Source organism: Streptosporangium album (assembly GCF_014203795.1).
GTDB lineage: Bacteria > Actinomycetota > Actinomycetes > Streptosporangiales > Streptosporangiaceae > Streptosporangium > Streptosporangium album.
Window position 1 is genome coordinate 2,563,219 of record NZ_JACHJU010000001.1, and the last position, 16,316, is coordinate 2,579,534.

Sequence of the window (16,316 nt, forward strand, 5' to 3'; positions counted from 1 at the left end):
GGCCACATGTCCCGTGGCATATTCTCCGCGATCGGCACCGCGGCAGCGCTGTCCATCGCCCTCACCAGCTGCTCATCACCCTCCGGGCCCGCGACCACCACCGGCGCGACGGGCAAGGCCGGTGGAAACCTCGTGGTCGGAGTCACCTCCGACCCGGACACGCTCTTCCCCTGGAAGGCCACGCAGTTCCAGGCGGTCAACGTGCTGCAGAACATCTACGGCACGCTCACGGAGTTCGACAAGGACCTCAACGTGGTCCCCGGGCTGGCCGAATCGTGGGAGACCTCGAAGGACGGCCGGACCCTCACCCTCACCCTCCGGCAGGGCGTCACCTACAGCGACGGCAGCGCCTTCGACTCCAAGGACGTCACGTCCTCGCTCAACAAGATCATGGAAGAGTCCACGGCCGCCGTGGCCAGGGCATCCCTCTCCTCGGTGAAGTCGGTGGACGCGCCTGACGCTCACACCGTGGTGCTGAAGCTGAGCGGACCCGACGCCGCGCTGCCCGCCAATCTCGCCACGGTCAACATGGCGATGCTCTCCTCCGACGACACCGAGGAGAAGCTCAACGCGGCCCCCAACGGGACCGGGCCCTTCGCCATGAAGAAGCGCGTCGCGAGCCAGTCGATCACGCTGGCCAGAAACGACACGTACTGGGGCAGCGAGAAGCCGAAGCTCGACGGCGTCGAGTTCAGGGTGATCCCCGACGAGTCGTCCATCGTCTCCGCGATGCAGTCGGGCAACGTGCAGCTCGCGATCTTCAACGACCCGCTCGTCGCGCAGACCGCGCAGGGCGGCTCGATCACCATCGCCAAGACCCCGCAGCTCAACTACCACGCCCTCCAGCTCAACACGCGTCGCGGCGATCTCGGCGACGTCAACGTGCGCCTGGCCATCCAGTGCGCGATCGACCGCAAGCAGGTGCTCGACACCGCGGCGCTCAGCGAGGGCGAGGTGACGGGACCGATCACCGCCCCGGCGTTCAAGTCGGATCCCCAGCAGCGTCCGTGCCCCACACGCGACCTGGCCAAGGCGGCCGAGTATCTCGGCAAGGCGGGTAAGCCGGGCGGGGTGACCGTCAAGGCCATCGTCTCCCAGGGCGAGTACGCGACCTCGGTCAACGAGGGCCAGAACCTGAAGGCGCAGCTCGCCGAGGCCAAGATCACTCTTGACCTCGAAGTGCTGGAGTCGGGCGCGTTCGTCGACCGGTGGGTCGCGGGCGACTTCGAAGCGGCCGTCGCGCTGAACGGCGGCCGTCCCGACCCCGACGGTATGTACAGCCGCTACTTCACCAGCAAGGGCAACCTCAACAAGGTCGCCGGCTACAGCTCTCCCGAGCTCGACAAGCTCTTCGCCGAGGGCAAGGCGACGACCGACCAGGCCGCGCGTAAGGAGATCTACGGCAAGGTCGGCGCGGAGCTCGAGAACAACGCGGCGTGGATCTGGCTGTTCACCGGCTACACCTACACCGGGACCACGGCCCAGGTGAAGGGCTTCGTCCCGATGGCCAGCGGCTCCCTGCAGTATCTGCGCACGACGACCCTCAACTAGCCATGCGCAACGTACTCGCGCACAACCGTGTCGTCCGGCGCGTGGCGGGCATGATCGGCACCCTGTTCGGGGTGGCCGTGCTCGTGTTCGTCATGCTCCGGGCGATCCCCGGTGACCAGATCACGGCAGGGCTGGGCACGGAGGCCGCGGCGCTCACCCCGGTGCAGCGGGAGGCGCTCGAACGCTACTACGGCCTCGACCAGTCCCTGTTCACGCAGTTCTTCTCCTGGCTCGGCAACATGTTCACCGGGAACTTCGGCTACTCGGCACGGTCGCAGCAGAGCGTGTTGGAGCTGACGCTCCACTCGCTGCCCGTCACGTTCGAGCTGGCGGTGTTCTCGATCGTGCTCGCCCTGCTGGTCGGTGTCCCGCTGGGCATGCTCGCGGCGTCCAGGACGAACTCGCCGAGGGACTTCCTCGGCCAGGTCGTGAGCCTGGCGGGGCTGTCGGTCCCGGCCTTCCTGCTGGCGACGACACTGCTCTCGATCTTCGCCGCCTCCTTCGGCTTCAACCCCAACGGGCAGGGCTTCGCCACCCTCTTCGAGAACCCGCTGCTCAACATGGAGCAGATGTTCCTGCCCGCGCTCGTGCTCGGGTTCGGCATCGCGGCACCGATCCTGCGCACCACGCGCACCGCGGTGCTCGAGGTGCGCTCGAACGACTTCATCCACACCGCCCGCGCCAAGGGCGTGCCGCCGGGGCGCCTGCAGGTCAAGCACGTGCTCGGCAACGCGCTCGTGCCGATCGTCACGATGACCGGCCTGCAGTTCGGCTATCTGCTCGGCGGGGCCGTCGTGGTCGAGCAGATCTTCTCCGTCCCCGGCATCGGCAGGCAGGTGCTGCTGGGCATCCAGCAGAAGGAGTACGCGGTCGTCCAGAGCACGGTGCTGGTCATCGCGCTGGCGTTCGTGATCGTCAACCTCCTGACCGACGTCCTCTACCGGGTCATCGACCCGCGGGTGCGAGCCTCATGAGAACCCTGTGGAAGAGCCCGAACGGCCTCTCCGGCATCGTCATCCTCGTGCTGCTCGCCCTCATCGCGCTGCTGTCGTACTTCGGGCTGCTCCCCCACGACCCGATCGCGCAAGACCCGCCGTCGCGGTTCCTCTCCCCGTCGGGCGACCATCTGTTCGGCACGGACCAGTTCGGCAGGGACGTCTTCTCGCGGGTCGCGGCGGGGGTGGGCAACTCCGCGCTCATCGCGGTCGTCGCCGTGGCCTTCTCCACCGTGGTGGGCACCCTGGGCGGGCTCGTGTCCGGCTTCTACCGCGGCTTCGCCGACGGCGCCATCGGCGGGATCACCAACGTGCTCTTCGCCTTCCCGCCGCTGCTGCTCGCGCTCTCGCTCGCCTCGGTGCTCAACCGTAACTGGTTCACGATCGCCGTGGCGATCGCGATCGTCTACGTGCCCATCTTCATCCGTGTCACGCGAGGTCCCGTGCTCTCGCTCAGGGAGATCGAGTATGTGAAGGCAGCCGTCTCCACCGGCCAGAGCCGATGGATGATCATGCTGCGTCACGTGCTGCCGAACATCACCTCGATCATCGTGATCCAGGTGGCCCTGTCCCTCTCCTGGGCGGTGCTCACCGAGGCGTCGCTGAGCTTCCTCGGCCTGGGCACCCCGCCGCCCGCGCCCTCGCTCGGATCGATGATCTTCGAGGCGCGCAGCCTGGTCTTCGTGGCCCCGTGGACGCTGATCGCGCCCGGCGCGGTCGTCGTGCTGCTGGTCGTGGGGCTGAACCTGCTGGGCGACGGCTTCCGTGACACTCTCGACCCGCGAAACCGAGGCAAGCGGTGAATCTCTCAGAACTGACGACGGAATCAGCGGATCCCCGCTTCGCCGGCATCGACAGGATGACGGTGGCCGAGCTGGCGGCGACCATGAACGGGGCCGACGCCACGGTCCCCGGCGCGGTCGCCAAGGCGCTGCCCCAGATCACCCCGGCGATCGAGGCCGCGGCCGAGCGCATGAAGGCGGGCGGCCGGCTCGTCTACGTCGGCGCGGGCACCCCCGGGCGGCTCGGCGTGCTCGACGCCTCCGAGTGCCCTCCCACCTTCGGCACCCCGCCCGAGCAGGTCTTCGCGATCATCGCGGGCGGCGAGAGCGCGATCGTCTCCCCGTGCGAAGGCGCGGAGGACGACCCGGACGCCGCGGTGAAGGCCATCGACGCCGCCGGCATCGGCCCGCTCGACACCGTGGTGGGCATCGCGTCGAGCGGGCGGACCCCGTTCGTGATCTCCGCGGTACGGCACGCGCGCGAGCGCGGAGCGCTGACCGTGGGGCTCTCCTGCAACGCGGGCACCCCGCTGAGCGACGAGGCGGAACACGCGATAGAGGTGCTCGTGGGTCCGGAGGTGCTGAGCGGATCCACCCGGCTCAGGGCGGGCACCGCCCAGAAACTCGTGCTCAACATGTTCTCGACGATCGTGATGGTGCAGCTCGGAAAGACCTACGGCAACCTCATGGTCGACGTCAAGGCCAGCAACGGCAAGCTGCGCGAGCGGGCCGTCCGCATCGTGCGGACGATCACGGGCGCCGGGCGGGACGAGGCGCTGGCCGTACTGGACCGGAACGGGTTCAACGTGAAACAGGCGGTCGTGGCCTCCCGCTTCGACCTCAACCCCCAGGATGCCGCCACGCGACTGGCCCGGAGCGGCGGGCGGCTGCGGACCGCGCTAGGAGAACAGGTATGAGAATCCTCGGAATGATCTCCGGCACCTCTCATGACGGCATCGACGTGGCCCTGGTCGACTTCGACCTCCGCGACGGCGTGCTCGACGGCAGGGTCGGATACACCACGAGCACGCCGTACTCGCCGGAGCTGCGCGCCAGGCTGGTCGAGGCGCTGCCCCCGGCGGAGACGACACTCGCCGAGGTGTGCGTCCTCGACACCCTCATCGGCCAGAGCTTCGCCGAGGCCGCCGCCACGGCGATCGAACAGGCCGGGCCCGTGGACCTCATCGTCTCGCACGGCCAGACCGTGTTCCACTGGGTGGAGGGCGCGCACGCGCACGGCACGCTGCAGCTCGGCCAGCCCGCGTGGATCGCCGAGCGCACCGGCGCCCCGGTCCTGTCCGACGTGCGGATCCGCGACATCACGGCCGGTGGGCACGGCGCCCCGCTCGTCTCCGTGCTCGACGCCCTGCTGCTCGCGGGACACCAGGGCAGCGCCGCCGCGCTCAACCTGGGCGGCATCGCCAACATGACCGTGGTGCGCGGGCCGGACGGACTCGTCGCCTACGACATCGGGCCCGCGAACGCGCTGGTCGACGCCGTCGTGTCGAGTGGGAAGCTGAGCGAGCGGGGATTCGACGAGGACGGCGCGATCGCCGCCTCGGGGCGGGTCGACCAGCGCCTGCTCGACGTGCTGCTCGACGAGCCGTACTACCTGCTGCCGGCGCCGAAGAGCACCGGCAAGGAGCTGTTCCACCTCGCCTACGTCGAGGAGGCGATCGCGAGGGCGGGACACCGGCCCGGCGACGCCGACCTGGTGGCGACCCTGACGGAGCTCACCGTACGCGCGGTCGCCAGGGACGTCCTGGCCTCGGGGGTGGACCTCCTCGTCGTCTCCGGCGGCGGCTGCCGCAACCCCGTGATCATGAAGGGGCTCCGCGACGCGCTCCCCGGTGTGACCGTCGCGCTCTCCGACGACTACGGCGCCCCCGCCGACGACAAGGAGGCGATCGCCTTCGCTCTCATCGGCTGGTGCACCGCACACGGCCTGCCGGGAACCGTTCCGGCGGGCACGGGCGCCCGCGCCTCCCGCATCCTCGGCACGCTCACGCCCGGAGCGGGACCGCTCGTCCTGCCCGCACCGATCGCCGACCCGCCGCGCTCGCTCACGCTGGGCCGATGATTCTCCGCACGGCGACACGGGACGACCTGGACGGCATCGTCGAGGTCTTCCTCGCCTGCTGGCACGAGAGCTACGCGGGAGTCCTGCCCGAGCGGCTGGTGGCCGCCATGTCGCCCGAGCGGGCCCGCGCGCTCTGGGCGGACGCGCTGGAGCGGAGCCAGGTCATCGTGGCCGAAGACGACGGTTCCGTGCGCGGCGTGACGCGGTTCGGTGACGACACCGTGCACTCGCTCTACGTGCATCCGCACGCCCAGGGCGGCGGTCTGGGCGCCCGGCTGCTCGGAGCCGCGGAGTCCGCGCTGTCATCGACCGGCGCCACCAGGGCCTTCCTGTGGGTGTTCCGCGACAACCTGCCGTCGATCGGGTTCTACCGCCGCCAGGGCTGGACGCCCGACGGGACCAGCCGCACCACACCCGAGTTCGGCGAGCCCGAGCTGCGCCTGGCGAAGGTGCCGGCCCGATGACCGAGCACGTCATGGTGGACCGCGCCGACCTGGAGGTGCCCATATGAACTCGCCCGCGGGCCTCGTCATGGCCGCGCGCACTCCATGGTTCGAACTGACCGAGTGCACCGGCCATCGCACCGTGCGCTGGGAGGACGGCGTACGCGTCGGCGAGGCGCCGATGACGATCGACACGCACCACGACCTCGCCTCGATCACAAAGATCATCGCCACCACGACGGCGCTCATCCGCCTCGTCTCCGACCGCCTCGTCGAGCTGGACGCGCCGGTGCGCGGGTATCTGCCGGACTGCCCCGACGGCATCACCGTGCGCGATCTGCTCCTGCACAGGGGCGGGCTGTGGGAGTGGTACCCGCTCTACATCCAGCGGGAGATGCCGCCGCCGCGCTACCGCCCCGGCCGGGAACGGCACTATTCCGATCTCGGGTTCATCCTGCTCGGGCGGATCGTCGCGGCCGCCACGGGACTGAGCCTCGACCGGGCCGTGTCCGAGCTGGTGACCGAGCCGCTCGGACTCCGCTCGACCAGGTACGCCCGCCCCGCCGGCTCACAGGTGGCCATGAGCGCGCGAGACGACCGGGTCGAAATGGACATGCTGGACTCGCAACGGCCCTACCCCGTCCCCCATCGCAGCGCCGACTTCACCGGCTGGCGCCACGGACCCGTGATCGGGCAGGTCGCCGACGGCAACGCCCACCACGCCTTCGGCGGCGTATCCGGACACGCGGGGCTCTTCTCGACGGTCCCCGACCTGCTGCGCTACTGCACCGCGCTGTCCCGCTACCGCGAGTATGACGGGCTGTGGCGGCCCGACGTCGCGCAGGAGTTCTTCTCGCCGGGCCCCGACGCCCAGCAGGCACTCGGTTTCCGCAGGTACGAGCTTCAGATCCGGGACGAGACCGTCACCGTGCTCGGCCACCCGGGCTATGTGGGCTGCGCCGTCGGTTTCGTGCCCGACCGCGACATCGCCCTGGTCATGGCCAGCAACCGGCTGCTGGTCGAGGGGACACCCGTGCCCACGGACGCTCTCTGGCACGACCTGCTGAAGGCCACCGCACAACGATCGAGGACGATATGACGAGCCGCACCCCGCTCCTGGCCATCCGTGACCTGTCGGTCGCCTTCCGCACGGGCAAGCAGGATGTCACCGTCGTGAAGAACGTCTCGATGGAGATCATGCCCGGCCAGACCGTCGCGGTCGTCGGCGAGTCGGGGTCGGGCAAGTCCACCACGGCGGCCGCGGTCAACCGCCTCCTCCCCGACAATGGCCGCATCACCGGCGGGCAGGTGCTCTTCGAGGGGCGCGACCTGGCCAAGGCGAGCGAGCGCGAGATGACCGCGATCCGCGGGGCGGGGATCGGGCTCGTCCCCCAGGATCCGATGTCCAACCTCAACCCGCTCATGCGCGTCGGGGACCAGATCGCCGAGGCTCTCGAGGTGCACGGCGTCGCCTCGGGCAAGGCGGCCCGCGCCCGCGTGGTCGGACTCCTGGACATGGTCGGCATCCCCGATCCGGCACAGCGGATCGACCAGTACCCGCACGAGTTCTCCGGCGGCATGCGCCAGCGCGCGCTCATCGCCATCGGCCTGGCCTGCCGGCCGAAGCTGCTCATCGCCGACGAGCCGACCTCCGCGCTCGACGTGACCGTTCAGCGGCGCATCCTCGACCAGCTCGAGGAGCTCACCGCGGACATGGGCACGGCCGTCTTCCTCATCACGCACGACCTCGCCCTGGCCGCCGAGCGCGCCGACGTCGTGGCCGTCATGTACCAGGGCGAGCTCGTCGAGGTGGGCGCGGCGGCCGAGATCCTGGCCGACCCCGGCCACGAGTACACCCGGCGCCTGCTGCGCGCCGTGCCCAGCCTGTCGTCGGTGCGGATGGTCGAACCCCCGCAGAAGGACGGGGGCCCCGTTGAGACCGAGGACCTCGTGGAGATCGAGGACCTGCACAAGGTCTTCCCGATCCGGGGCAGCGCGGCGGAGTTCACCGCGGTCGACGCGGTCACCTTCGGCATTCCCCGCGGCCGTACCGTGTCCATCGTCGGGGAGTCGGGGTCGGGCAAGTCGACGACCGCGAACCTGCTGCTCGGCCTCGACGACGTCACCTCGGGGCGGATCCGCTTCGACGGCACCGAGGTGACCTCGCTCGGCCGGCGCGAGCTGTTCGCGTTCCGCCGGCGCGTGCAGCCGGTCTTCCAGAACCCCTACGCCTCGCTCGACCCCCGCTACACCGTGGAGAAGTCGATCGCCGAACCGCTGCGCGTGCACCGCGTCGGCACCGCGGCGAGCCGCAGGCGGACCGCGGCCGAACTGCTCGACCAGGTCTCGCTGCCCTCGTCGGTGGCCCAGCGGCTGCCGCACGAGCTGTCCGGCGGCCAGCGCCAGCGGGTCGCCATCGCCAGGGCGCTGGCGCTCTCACCCGAACTCGTCGTGCTCGACGAGGCCGTCTCGGCCCTCGACGTGCTCGTCCAGGCGCAGATCCTTGAGCTGCTCGCCGAACTGCAGCGGGAGCTCGAACTCAGCTACCTGTTCATCAGCCACGACCTCGCGGTGGTCCGCATGATCTCGCACTCCGTCCATGTGATGCAGCGTGGGCGGATCGTGGAGAGCGGGACCGCGAGCGAGATCTTCGAGCGCCCCACGGCCGACTACACCCGCGAGCTGCTGGCCGCGATCCCGGGGACCCGGTCCCGGCAGGCCTGAGTCCCGTGTCCCCTCTGTCCACGACGGCGGGCAGGAGGCGAGGTCTCCTGCCCGCGGACGTGCCGGCGGGGCGCTAGTGGCCCGTCTCTGAACGTTGGGGGGGGTACTGATTAAGAAGGTCTGAGGTTACGGCGGTTCGAGACTCAAACCGGTCTCGGCGATGAACGCATTGAGCAGGTCGGGCTGGTACTGCAGGCGCTTGAGGTGGCTTTTCAGCAATACGGCGAGTGCGTCGACGCCGTGGATGGCGAGGTTGTAGATCTTGCTGTGGGTTCTCATTTGATCTGGCGAGGGCGACCTCGCCGACCTGGGGCTCGCCAGTTGCGCGACAGGCCGAGGCGGTCGGTGCTTCTCATTCGATGTGGCGGATTCCCGGAAGGCGCATCGTCCGAAGGGCTATGACCGTGACTGGCACGGTCCCTGGGCCGATGCTCGCCACATTAGGTGAGAACCAACGCCGCTTCGCCACCGGCTCCGCCAGATCACTTGAGAACTCGCCACTTCGGCTGCGACCTCACACTTGCCCTTGAGATTGGCCCAGACCCCTTCGGTGGGATTGAGTTCAGGGGCGTACGGCGGCAGCCGGTAAACCAGCAGCCAGTCGGCACGCGCGGCGATCCAGGCCTGCATCGGGGCGCTGACGTGCGCCGGGAGATTGTCCCAGACGACCATGATCGGGCCGCGGAGTTGCTGATGGGCGTCGGTGAGCAGAGCGGCGAAGTCGGCCGAGCCGAAGCCCTTCGGCTCGTGCTTGCGGCCGTGGTAGACGGTCGTCCGGTAGATCAATCTGGTTCGCTCGCCCGGCTTGACGCACAACAGCCCAGCGATCGAGACCCGGCCCGTTCCCCGCCCGGGCGCGGCCACGATCGGGGTCTGGCCGCGCCGGGCCCAGGTGCGGCCCTTGGGCGGCCTCAGCTTGTTCTTTAACCTCCGAGATCGCGTTTGGCAGCTAGGGACTTCGGTCGCTTGTTGACTTTCCCCAGGTCGTAGCGGGGAGCGCGGCGCTGGTTGTGGGAGCCGGGCGGACGTCCGGGGCCGGGCTTGCCGGGTTTGGGTGCACGGGCCGGACATGACGTTGCCGGGCGGATGTTCCGAAACCCTCGCCGTACCCGGGCCGGGGTCAGCCGCCCGGGCAGGGCGGGTCTCTCCCACGGGCGGCGCAGATCCTCCACCAGATGCCGGGCCAGGCGCAGCTGGGTGTAGGCGGCGATGATCAGCCAGGTCCAGCGGTCGGCCGCCTCAGGGCTGCGGATCTTCGGCGCGGTCCAGCCCAGGGTCTGCTTCCAGAGCCGGAACGTATGCTCCAGGTCGAACCTGCGGAGGAACGCCTGCCACAACAGGTCGATCCGGGCGGCCGACAGGCTCAGGGCTGAGGACCACAGCCAGACCGGCCGGGGATGGGCGTCGCCTGGCAGCCGTTCCACGGTCAGCCGGATGAGCGTGCCCTCGATGATCGGCAGCTCGCCGTCGTGGTCGATCCAGGCGGCCCGGCGGGTGAGCTGATGATGCAGCCGATCCCATGCGGTCGCGATCGCTGTGCCGTAGCGCGTCGTCTGGGTCGAGGTGGCCTGGTCAGGGCTGTGCCAGGTCGCCGGGTCGGCGAAGCGGAACGCGCCGCCATGCTTGGGCGGGCGGCCCCGGCGGGGCTGGCCAGGCAATGCTCACGGCGCGACGGCGCCGGACGGCGCAGCACCCGGTCTGAGCGGAGCCTGCCGAGCACCTCCACCGGTAGATCGGCTAGCAGGAAGGCCAGGCGGGGCAGATCGTAGCCGGCGTCGAACACCAGCAGGATGTCCGGATCACCCGGCCGCCACTGCCCCGCCTCGATCAGCCGGATGAGCAGGGCGCGGACCTGAGCGGCGGTCACGGCCGCCACATCGGCCTCGGCCTCCAGCCGCAGCGCATCCAGCACCTGAGTCCAGGAGGTCCGCCCCGTCTCCAGCGCGGCGATCACCGAGTACGGCCAGCCCGGGATCATCAGATGCTGATCCTTGCTGCGGCCGTAGGTATGGCAGAACGAACGGTCTGGGCTGGTGGCCGCATCCGGGCGCAGCCACGGGGACACATCCACCGCCGGCACCAGGCGTCCGCCCGCCGCCCTGGGCAGCGGCAGACCGGCCAGCGCCCGCCGGAACCTGCTGATCTCGATGCGGCCCTGGTTCAGCCCGCCGTACAAGGCGCCATGCCCGCGCCGGTGCTCGGGTGCCAGCGCCAGGTCCACCAGCGTCGTGACCGGCCCGGCGGTGCACAAGAGCGCTTCGGTTAGCTCGAACAGCTCATCGGCCCGAGCGGTCAGGCAGGCGTAGAATTCGCTGCGGAAGCCCGACAACTCCGCCAGCGCTTCGGTACGGAGATCTTTCTGGTGCGCGTCTGGGCTGCATACCGCAGCGCGTGTCAGCATGGACCTCACGGCCACCGCCTTCATCTTGATGTCTTGGTAACTCGACGATGAGGCGGTGGCCACTTTCACGTCCAGCATCCGAGCCGTTACAGCCCGATATGTCGTCTGACATGGCTTAACGCAGTAAATGCGCAGTTCAGAGGTTAAACAACAAGCTCAGGCTCTGGCCCGATTCGTCGCAGAAGACGATCCAGGCGCCCCAGGCCGCCGCGGTCCTTTTAACGCCGACCACCGCCAACCTCTCCACGCGGTGATCTGCTCCTCATCGCGCTCGGCGGCCCGATGCACCGGCACCTGCGGCGACCACCCTTGCCCGCGCAGCAGATAGGCCACCCCGCGCGCCGTGTACGACACCCGAAACAGCCTCTTGATCACAACGACGATGCGGGGCAGCGTCCAGCGCTGATCGCTCCAGCCGTACGCGGCCGGGCCCCGCTCCAACTCCCACACCAGCCGATCAAGCTGATCAGCAGACAGCCGGCACACGTTGCCGCCAGGACCCTTGGACGCCAGCGCGGCCTTGCCGCCGACCTCCCAGGTCCGACGCCACGCACACGCCGACTTACGAGTGACGCTCAACTCCCGCGCCACCTGCGGTGCGCTCATCCCCCCGGCGAACATGTCCGCCGCCACGAAACGAAGCCGCTCCCGTTCAACACGGGCCCGCATCGACAGGCCCCCGCGATCCGAATACCTCATATTCCAGGTCTACAACCCACACGAACACGCCGCTCAACCGGCCACCCAGGCTCGCTTAACCTCAGACCTTCTTGATCAGTAATTGGCATCGGCGGGTGAGGCCCGTCAGGCTGTCTCCAGGACTCTTGCTGGAGGTGGTTGTGGCGCGTCGACCGGAAGTATTCGTCCGGCCGTTGTCGATGGAGGAAGGCCGCAAACTGCAGCGGATCACCCGGACTGCCAAGGACCCGGTGAAACTGCGGCGGGCGATCGTGGTGATGATGTCCGGCCAGGGCCAACCGGTGCCGGACATCACCTCGTTGATGCAGGCCGGCGACGACTACGTGCGTGAGGTGATCCACGCGTTCAACGAGCGGGGGTTCGATGCGCTGGACCCAAAATGGAGCGGAGGCCGTCCACCGACGATCAGCAGCCAGGTGCGTGAGCGCATCTGCTTGATCGCCAAGACGGTCCCCGCCGAGTGGGGCATCACCGGGCACTCGACCTGGAGCCTGAAGACGCTGGCCGAGCATCTCATCGCCCGAGGGGTGGTGGCCTCCATCAGCCGCGAGCACCTGCGCAGGATCTTGCGTAAGGCCGGGGTGAGCTGGCAGAGCACCACCACCTGGAAGGCCTCCACCGACCCGCACTTCATCGCCAAGATGCAGCGCGTCCTGGAGCTGTACGACACCCCGCCCGCCGATGGGCGGGTGATCTGCGTTGATGAGTTCGGGCCGCTGAACCTGATGCCGCGTAAGGGCAAACGCTGGCGACCCGAGAGGTCACCGGCCCGGCTGCGGGCCACCTACAACCGCTATGACGGGGTGATGCACATGCTCGCCGGCCTGGATCTGGCCACCGGCCAGCTGTTCTACCGGATCCGCAAACGCAAACGGTGGCGGGAGTTTTTGTCCTTCCTCAAGAGCTTGCGAGCTCGCTGGCCCGGCGAAACCCTATACGTGATCGCCGATAACTACTCGCCGCACAAACATCGCGAGGTCCGCACCTGGGCGGCCGACAACGATGTCGAGCTGGTGTTCTTGCCGACCTACGGCTCATGGCTGAACTGGATCGAATCCGAGTTCGCCGCCTTGCGCTACTACGCCCTGGGCGGCACCGACCATCGCAGCCACGCCGAGCAGAACGCCGCCATCGCCGGCTACATCCGATGGCGCAACAAACGCGCCCGCCCCAAGACCAGCTTCGCCGCCAGTTCACCCATCCGAAGCTGGACCAGTTATCCGGCCAGGGCTGCGTGACGGGCCACTAGCAGCTCAACGTTGGCGACGCCCCTGATCACGTCCAACACCGACAGGCGCGGCGACGTGCGCGACGGCGACGACCGGATCCTGCGGCACAGGTCCGGCCTGTCTGACCGGTGCTTCCCGGCGGACGCTGCCTGACCGCGATTGATCCTATGGTCGCGCTCATGACACAGAACACATCCGTCGTCCCATTCCGTATCAACGTCGCGCAGGCCGAACTCGACGCCCTGCGGGACCGTCTGGCCCAGACGCGCTGGCCCGGCGAACTGCCCGGTGTCGGCTGGAGCCGGGGCACGCCGGTGGCCCACGCCAGGGAGCTGGTCGAGCACTGGCTCACGGGCTTCGACTGGCGGGCGCAGGAACGCAGGCTGAACGAGCTGCCGCAGTTCACGACCGTCATCGACGGACAGACCATCCACTTCGCGCACATCCGTTCGGATGATCAAGGTGCGCTGCCGTTGCTGCTCCTGCACGGCTGGCCCGGCTCGTTTGTCGAGTTCCTCGACGTGATCGAACCGTTGACCAAGGAGTTCCATCTGGTGATCCCCTCGCTCCCCGGGTTTGCGTTCTCGACGCCGCTGGCCGAGCCCGGCTGGACGGCCGCCCGCATGGCCGGGGCGTTCGTCGAACTCATGGCCGTGCTCGGTTATGAGAGGTACGGGATTCAGGGCGGCGACACCGGCGCGTTCGTCGCTCCGGAGATGGGCCACCTCGCCCCCGAGCGCGTCGTCGGCATCCACCTCAACGGCGTCCTGTCATTCCCGGCGGGAATTGAGGGAGAGGACGCGCAGCTGTCCGAGGCGGAGCGGCAGCGCTCGGCGGAGCTGGAGGAGGCCACCGCCGGCTACGTCCCCATCCAGTCGCGATCGCCGCAGACGCTCGCGTTCGGCCTGACCGACTCGCCGGTCGGACAGCTGGCGTGGATCGCCGAGATCTTCCACCGGTGGGCGGGCACTTCCATCGACCGTGACCGGTTCCTGACCAATGTCAGCGTCTACTGGCTGACGGGCACCGCGGGTTCCTCGGCCCAGATCTACTACGAGCAGGTGAACGACCCGATGGCATGGGTGCCCAAGCCGCGCGGCACCGTGCCCACGGGCGTGCTGCTCGCCGGGTCGCACGAGTACGGCATCCGGCCCTACGCGGAGCGCGACCACACCATCGTGCACTGGTCGCAGAAGGACAACGGCGGGCATTTCTTCGCCATGGAGGAGCCCGAGGTGTTCGCCGAGGACGTGCGGCGGTTCTTCGAGAACCTCATGTGAGGTCGACGGCATTCGCGGTCATTTCCTGACCGCGATCGGTGCCACCATCGTCGGGTGTTGGAAACCTCGGCTCGGCTGCTCCGTCTGCTCGCGTTGCTCCAGGCTCACCGCGACTGGTCGGGGACGGAGCTGGCCGAGCGTTTCGGGGTGAGCCCACGAACCGTCCGCCGCGACATCGACAAACTGCGGATTCTGGGCTATCCGATCAACGCGGTCGGCGGCGTCGGCGGTGGCTACCGGCTGCGCGCCGGTGCCTCGCTGCCCCCGTTGCTGCTCGACGACGAGGAGGCGGTCGCGGTGGCGGTCGGGTTGCGCACGGCGGCCAGCGGCGCGATCACGGGCATCGCCGAGACCTCGGTGCGGGCGCTGGCCAAGCTGGACCAGGTGCTGCCCTCGCGGCTGCGCCACCAGGTCGACACCCTCGGCTCGGCCGTGGTGATCATGCCGATGCCCGGCCCCACGGTCGATCCGTCGACGCTGATCGCGATCGCCTCGGCGGTGCGCAACCACGAACGGCTGCGCTTCGACTACGTCTCGCATGACGGCTCGGCGACCGTACGGGACGTGGAACCGTATCGACTGGTCCAGAACGGGCGGCGCTGGTACCTCTTCGCCTGGGACACCGGCAGGTCGGACTGGCGGAGGTTCCGGGCCGACAGGTTGTCGTTGCGTATCCCCACCGGACCCCGGTTCGGCCCGAGACCGCTACCCGCCGAGGACCTGGCCGACTACTTTCCCACGGGGCCGACCGCGAACGGCCACCGCTACCGGGCGGTGCTCACCATGTACGGCTCGGCCGCGGAGGTGGCCGGGGAGGTGCCGCCCACGCTCGGTGTGGTGGAACCCGTCGATGATCACACCTGTACCCTGCGCATCGGCTCGGACAGTCTCGACCATCTCGCGGTGTGGGTGGCCGCGTTCGGCTTCGAGTTCGACGTCCACGAGCCGCCCGAGCTGGTAGAGCACCTTCGCACGTTGTCCGCCCGCCTGCAGCGGGCCGCCTGGCCGTAGAGAGGAACTTTTGGACCTGTGGAAATCCTGACCCGCCGACATCTCAACCGGGCGACGCTGGAGCGGCAACTGCTGCTGCGCCGGACGGACGCCTCCGCTCTGCAGGTGATCGAATGCCTGGTCGGCCTGCAGGCACAGGATCCCGACCCGCCGTACGTGGGGCTGTGGACCCGGAGCGCGGGCTTCCATCTCGACGATCTGACCCGGCTGCTGCACCAGCGCAAGGTGGTACGGGCGACGCTGTTCCGGGGGACCCAGCACCTGGTCACCGCCGACGACTACCTGTGGGTTCGACCGCTGTTGCAGCCGATGCTGGACCGCTGGCAGAAAGGAGCCTTCGGCGGGTCCACCGCCGGGCTGGACCTCGCCGAGCTGACCGCCGCGGCGCGGGCGATCCTCGGTCAGGGCACGGTGAGCAGGCCCGAGCTCGGCAGGGCACTGGCCGAACGGTGGCCCGGACGCGACCCGATCGCACTGGCCCGATCCGCGCAGGGCCTGCTGCCGATAGTGCACCCGCCGCCCGACGGCACCTGGGGACGGCGCGGCACGACCCCCTTCGCGCTCGCCGACCAGTGGCTCGACCGGCCTCCGGCCGAAGAACCGTCAGCGCGGGAGCTGGTCCTGCGCTACCTCGCGGCGTTCGGCCCGGCCTCGGTCAAGGACATCCAGGCATGGAGCGGAATGACCCGGCTGCGCGAAGTGGTCGAACCGCTTCGACCGCAGTTGCGCATCTTCCAGAACGAGGCGGGAGGAGAGCTGTTCGACCTTCCCGACGCGCCACGGCCCGACCCGGACGTTCCCGCGCCGGTCCGTTTCCTGGCCGCACTCGACAACGTCGTGCTCGCCTATGCCGATCGGACCCGCATGATGGCCGACGAGCGACGCAAGCACACCATCGTCGAGGCGGCGATGACCGTGGACGGCTTCGTGCGCGGGCTCTGGGCCGTCAAACGTGGCAAGGAGAGTACGGCGACGCTGGTCGTCAAGCTCTTCGAACCCCTGGGCAGACGGGACGAGGCCATCGTGACCGAGGAGGGCGCCCGCCTGTTGTGCTTCGCGGCCGCCGACGCCGACGACCACGACATCCGCTTCCACTCCGTCGACGGCGGCCGCTGATCGCG

Annotated in this window: 17 protein-coding genes and 1 pseudogene; 13 read left to right on the forward strand and 5 right to left on the reverse strand. The window is 69.3% G+C overall.

Features of this window, described 5'->3' with window-relative positions:
- Positions 1-6: 6 nt before the first annotated feature.
- The 8 genes from FHR32_RS12110 to FHR32_RS12145 are packed head-to-tail and all read left to right on the forward strand — an operon-like array spanning position 7 to position 8,575.
- Positions 7-1,551 (forward strand): ABC transporter substrate-binding protein, encoded by a 1,545-nt coding sequence (locus FHR32_RS12110; RefSeq protein ID WP_184754401.1) that lies wholly within the window; start codon positions 7-9, stop codon positions 1,549-1,551.
- Between the two features lie 2 nt (positions 1,552-1,553).
- Positions 1,554-2,525: an ABC transporter permease gene (locus FHR32_RS12115; protein WP_184754402.1), complete on the forward strand. Its 972-nt coding sequence runs from the start codon at positions 1,554-1,556 to the stop codon at positions 2,523-2,525.
- Entirely contained in the window at positions 2,522-3,349 is an 828-nt protein-coding gene (locus FHR32_RS12120; protein WP_184754403.1) for an ABC transporter permease, read from the forward strand. Before FHR32_RS12115 ends, FHR32_RS12120 begins: the two co-directional genes overlap by 4 nt.
- Positions 3,346-4,245 carry an N-acetylmuramic acid 6-phosphate etherase gene (gene murQ / locus FHR32_RS12125; protein ID WP_184754404.1) on the forward strand — a complete coding sequence of 300 codons (900 nt, stop codon included), beginning with the start codon at positions 3,346-3,348 and terminating at the stop codon, positions 4,243-4,245. The genes FHR32_RS12120 and murQ overlap by 4 nt, the downstream gene beginning before the upstream one ends.
- Positions 4,242-5,408, forward strand: coding sequence for an anhydro-N-acetylmuramic acid kinase (locus tag FHR32_RS12130; protein ID WP_184754405.1), 1,167 nt, complete (start codon positions 4,242-4,244; stop codon positions 5,406-5,408). The genes murQ and FHR32_RS12130 overlap by 4 nt, the downstream gene beginning before the upstream one ends.
- On the forward strand, positions 5,405-5,872 hold the full coding sequence (locus tag FHR32_RS12135) for a GNAT family N-acetyltransferase (protein WP_184754406.1): 468 nt from the start codon (positions 5,405-5,407) through the stop codon (positions 5,870-5,872). The genes FHR32_RS12130 and FHR32_RS12135 overlap by 4 nt, the downstream gene beginning before the upstream one ends.
- A gap of 43 nt (positions 5,873-5,915) precedes the next feature.
- The gene (locus tag FHR32_RS12140; protein ID WP_184754407.1) at positions 5,916-6,950 is read left to right on the forward strand and encodes a serine hydrolase domain-containing protein; all 1,035 of its coding nucleotides are present in this window, start codon (positions 5,916-5,918) and stop codon (positions 6,948-6,950) included.
- Positions 6,947-8,575: an ABC transporter ATP-binding protein gene (locus FHR32_RS12145; protein WP_184754408.1), complete on the forward strand. Its 1,629-nt coding sequence runs from the start codon at positions 6,947-6,949 to the stop codon at positions 8,573-8,575. The genes FHR32_RS12140 and FHR32_RS12145 overlap by 4 nt, the downstream gene beginning before the upstream one ends.
- 126 nt (positions 8,576-8,701) lie before the next feature.
- Here FHR32_RS12145 and FHR32_RS12150 read toward each other — a convergent pair whose 3' ends face one another.
- From FHR32_RS12150 to FHR32_RS12165, 5 genes and pseudogenes are all read right to left on the reverse strand, one after another.
- Complete coding sequence (locus FHR32_RS12150) at positions 8,702-8,854, reverse strand: hypothetical protein (RefSeq protein ID WP_184754409.1); 153 nt, start codon at positions 8,852-8,854, stop codon at positions 8,702-8,704.
- 240 nt (positions 8,855-9,094) lie between these two features.
- Positions 9,095-9,490 (reverse strand): annotated as a pseudogene (locus tag FHR32_RS12155) (transposase); the annotation flags it as partial.
- 8 nt (positions 9,491-9,498) lie between these two features.
- Complete coding sequence (locus FHR32_RS44265; RefSeq protein WP_246466114.1) at positions 9,499-9,999, reverse strand: hypothetical protein; 501 nt, start codon at positions 9,997-9,999, stop codon at positions 9,499-9,501.
- A 2-nt stretch (positions 10,000-10,001) separates the two neighbouring features.
- Positions 10,002-10,976: a transposase gene (locus FHR32_RS12160; RefSeq protein WP_184754411.1), complete on the reverse strand. Its 975-nt coding sequence runs from the start codon at positions 10,974-10,976 to the stop codon at positions 10,002-10,004.
- Between the two features lie 156 nt (positions 10,977-11,132).
- Positions 11,133-11,675: a helix-turn-helix domain-containing protein gene (locus FHR32_RS12165; protein WP_184754412.1), complete on the reverse strand. Its 543-nt coding sequence runs from the start codon at positions 11,673-11,675 to the stop codon at positions 11,133-11,135.
- Positions 11,676-11,815: 140 nt separating this feature from the next.
- Here FHR32_RS12165 and FHR32_RS12170 point away from each other — a divergent pair, with 140 nt between their 5' ends.
- The 5 genes from FHR32_RS12170 to FHR32_RS12185 are packed head-to-tail and all read left to right on the forward strand — an operon-like array spanning position 11,816 to position 16,311.
- Positions 11,816-12,913 (forward strand): IS630 family transposase, encoded by a 1,098-nt coding sequence (locus FHR32_RS12170; RefSeq protein ID WP_312882283.1) that lies wholly within the window; start codon positions 11,816-11,818, stop codon positions 12,911-12,913.
- A gap of 21 nt (positions 12,914-12,934) precedes the next feature.
- A complete protein-coding gene (locus tag FHR32_RS45920; protein ID WP_281390869.1) occupies positions 12,935-13,057 on the forward strand; it encodes a hypothetical protein in 123 nt (40 codons plus the stop codon).
- Between the two features lie 26 nt (positions 13,058-13,083).
- A complete protein-coding gene (locus FHR32_RS12175) occupies positions 13,084-14,184 on the forward strand; it encodes an epoxide hydrolase family protein (RefSeq protein WP_184754413.1) in 1,101 nt (366 codons plus the stop codon).
- A gap of 54 nt (positions 14,185-14,238) precedes the next feature.
- Entirely contained in the window at positions 14,239-15,195 is a 957-nt protein-coding gene (locus FHR32_RS12180) for a helix-turn-helix transcriptional regulator (RefSeq protein ID WP_184754414.1), read from the forward strand.
- A gap of 18 nt (positions 15,196-15,213) precedes the next feature.
- A complete protein-coding gene (locus tag FHR32_RS12185) occupies positions 15,214-16,311 on the forward strand; it encodes a winged helix DNA-binding domain-containing protein (protein WP_184754415.1) in 1,098 nt (365 codons plus the stop codon).
- The last annotated feature ends 5 nt before the right edge of the window (positions 16,312-16,316 follow it).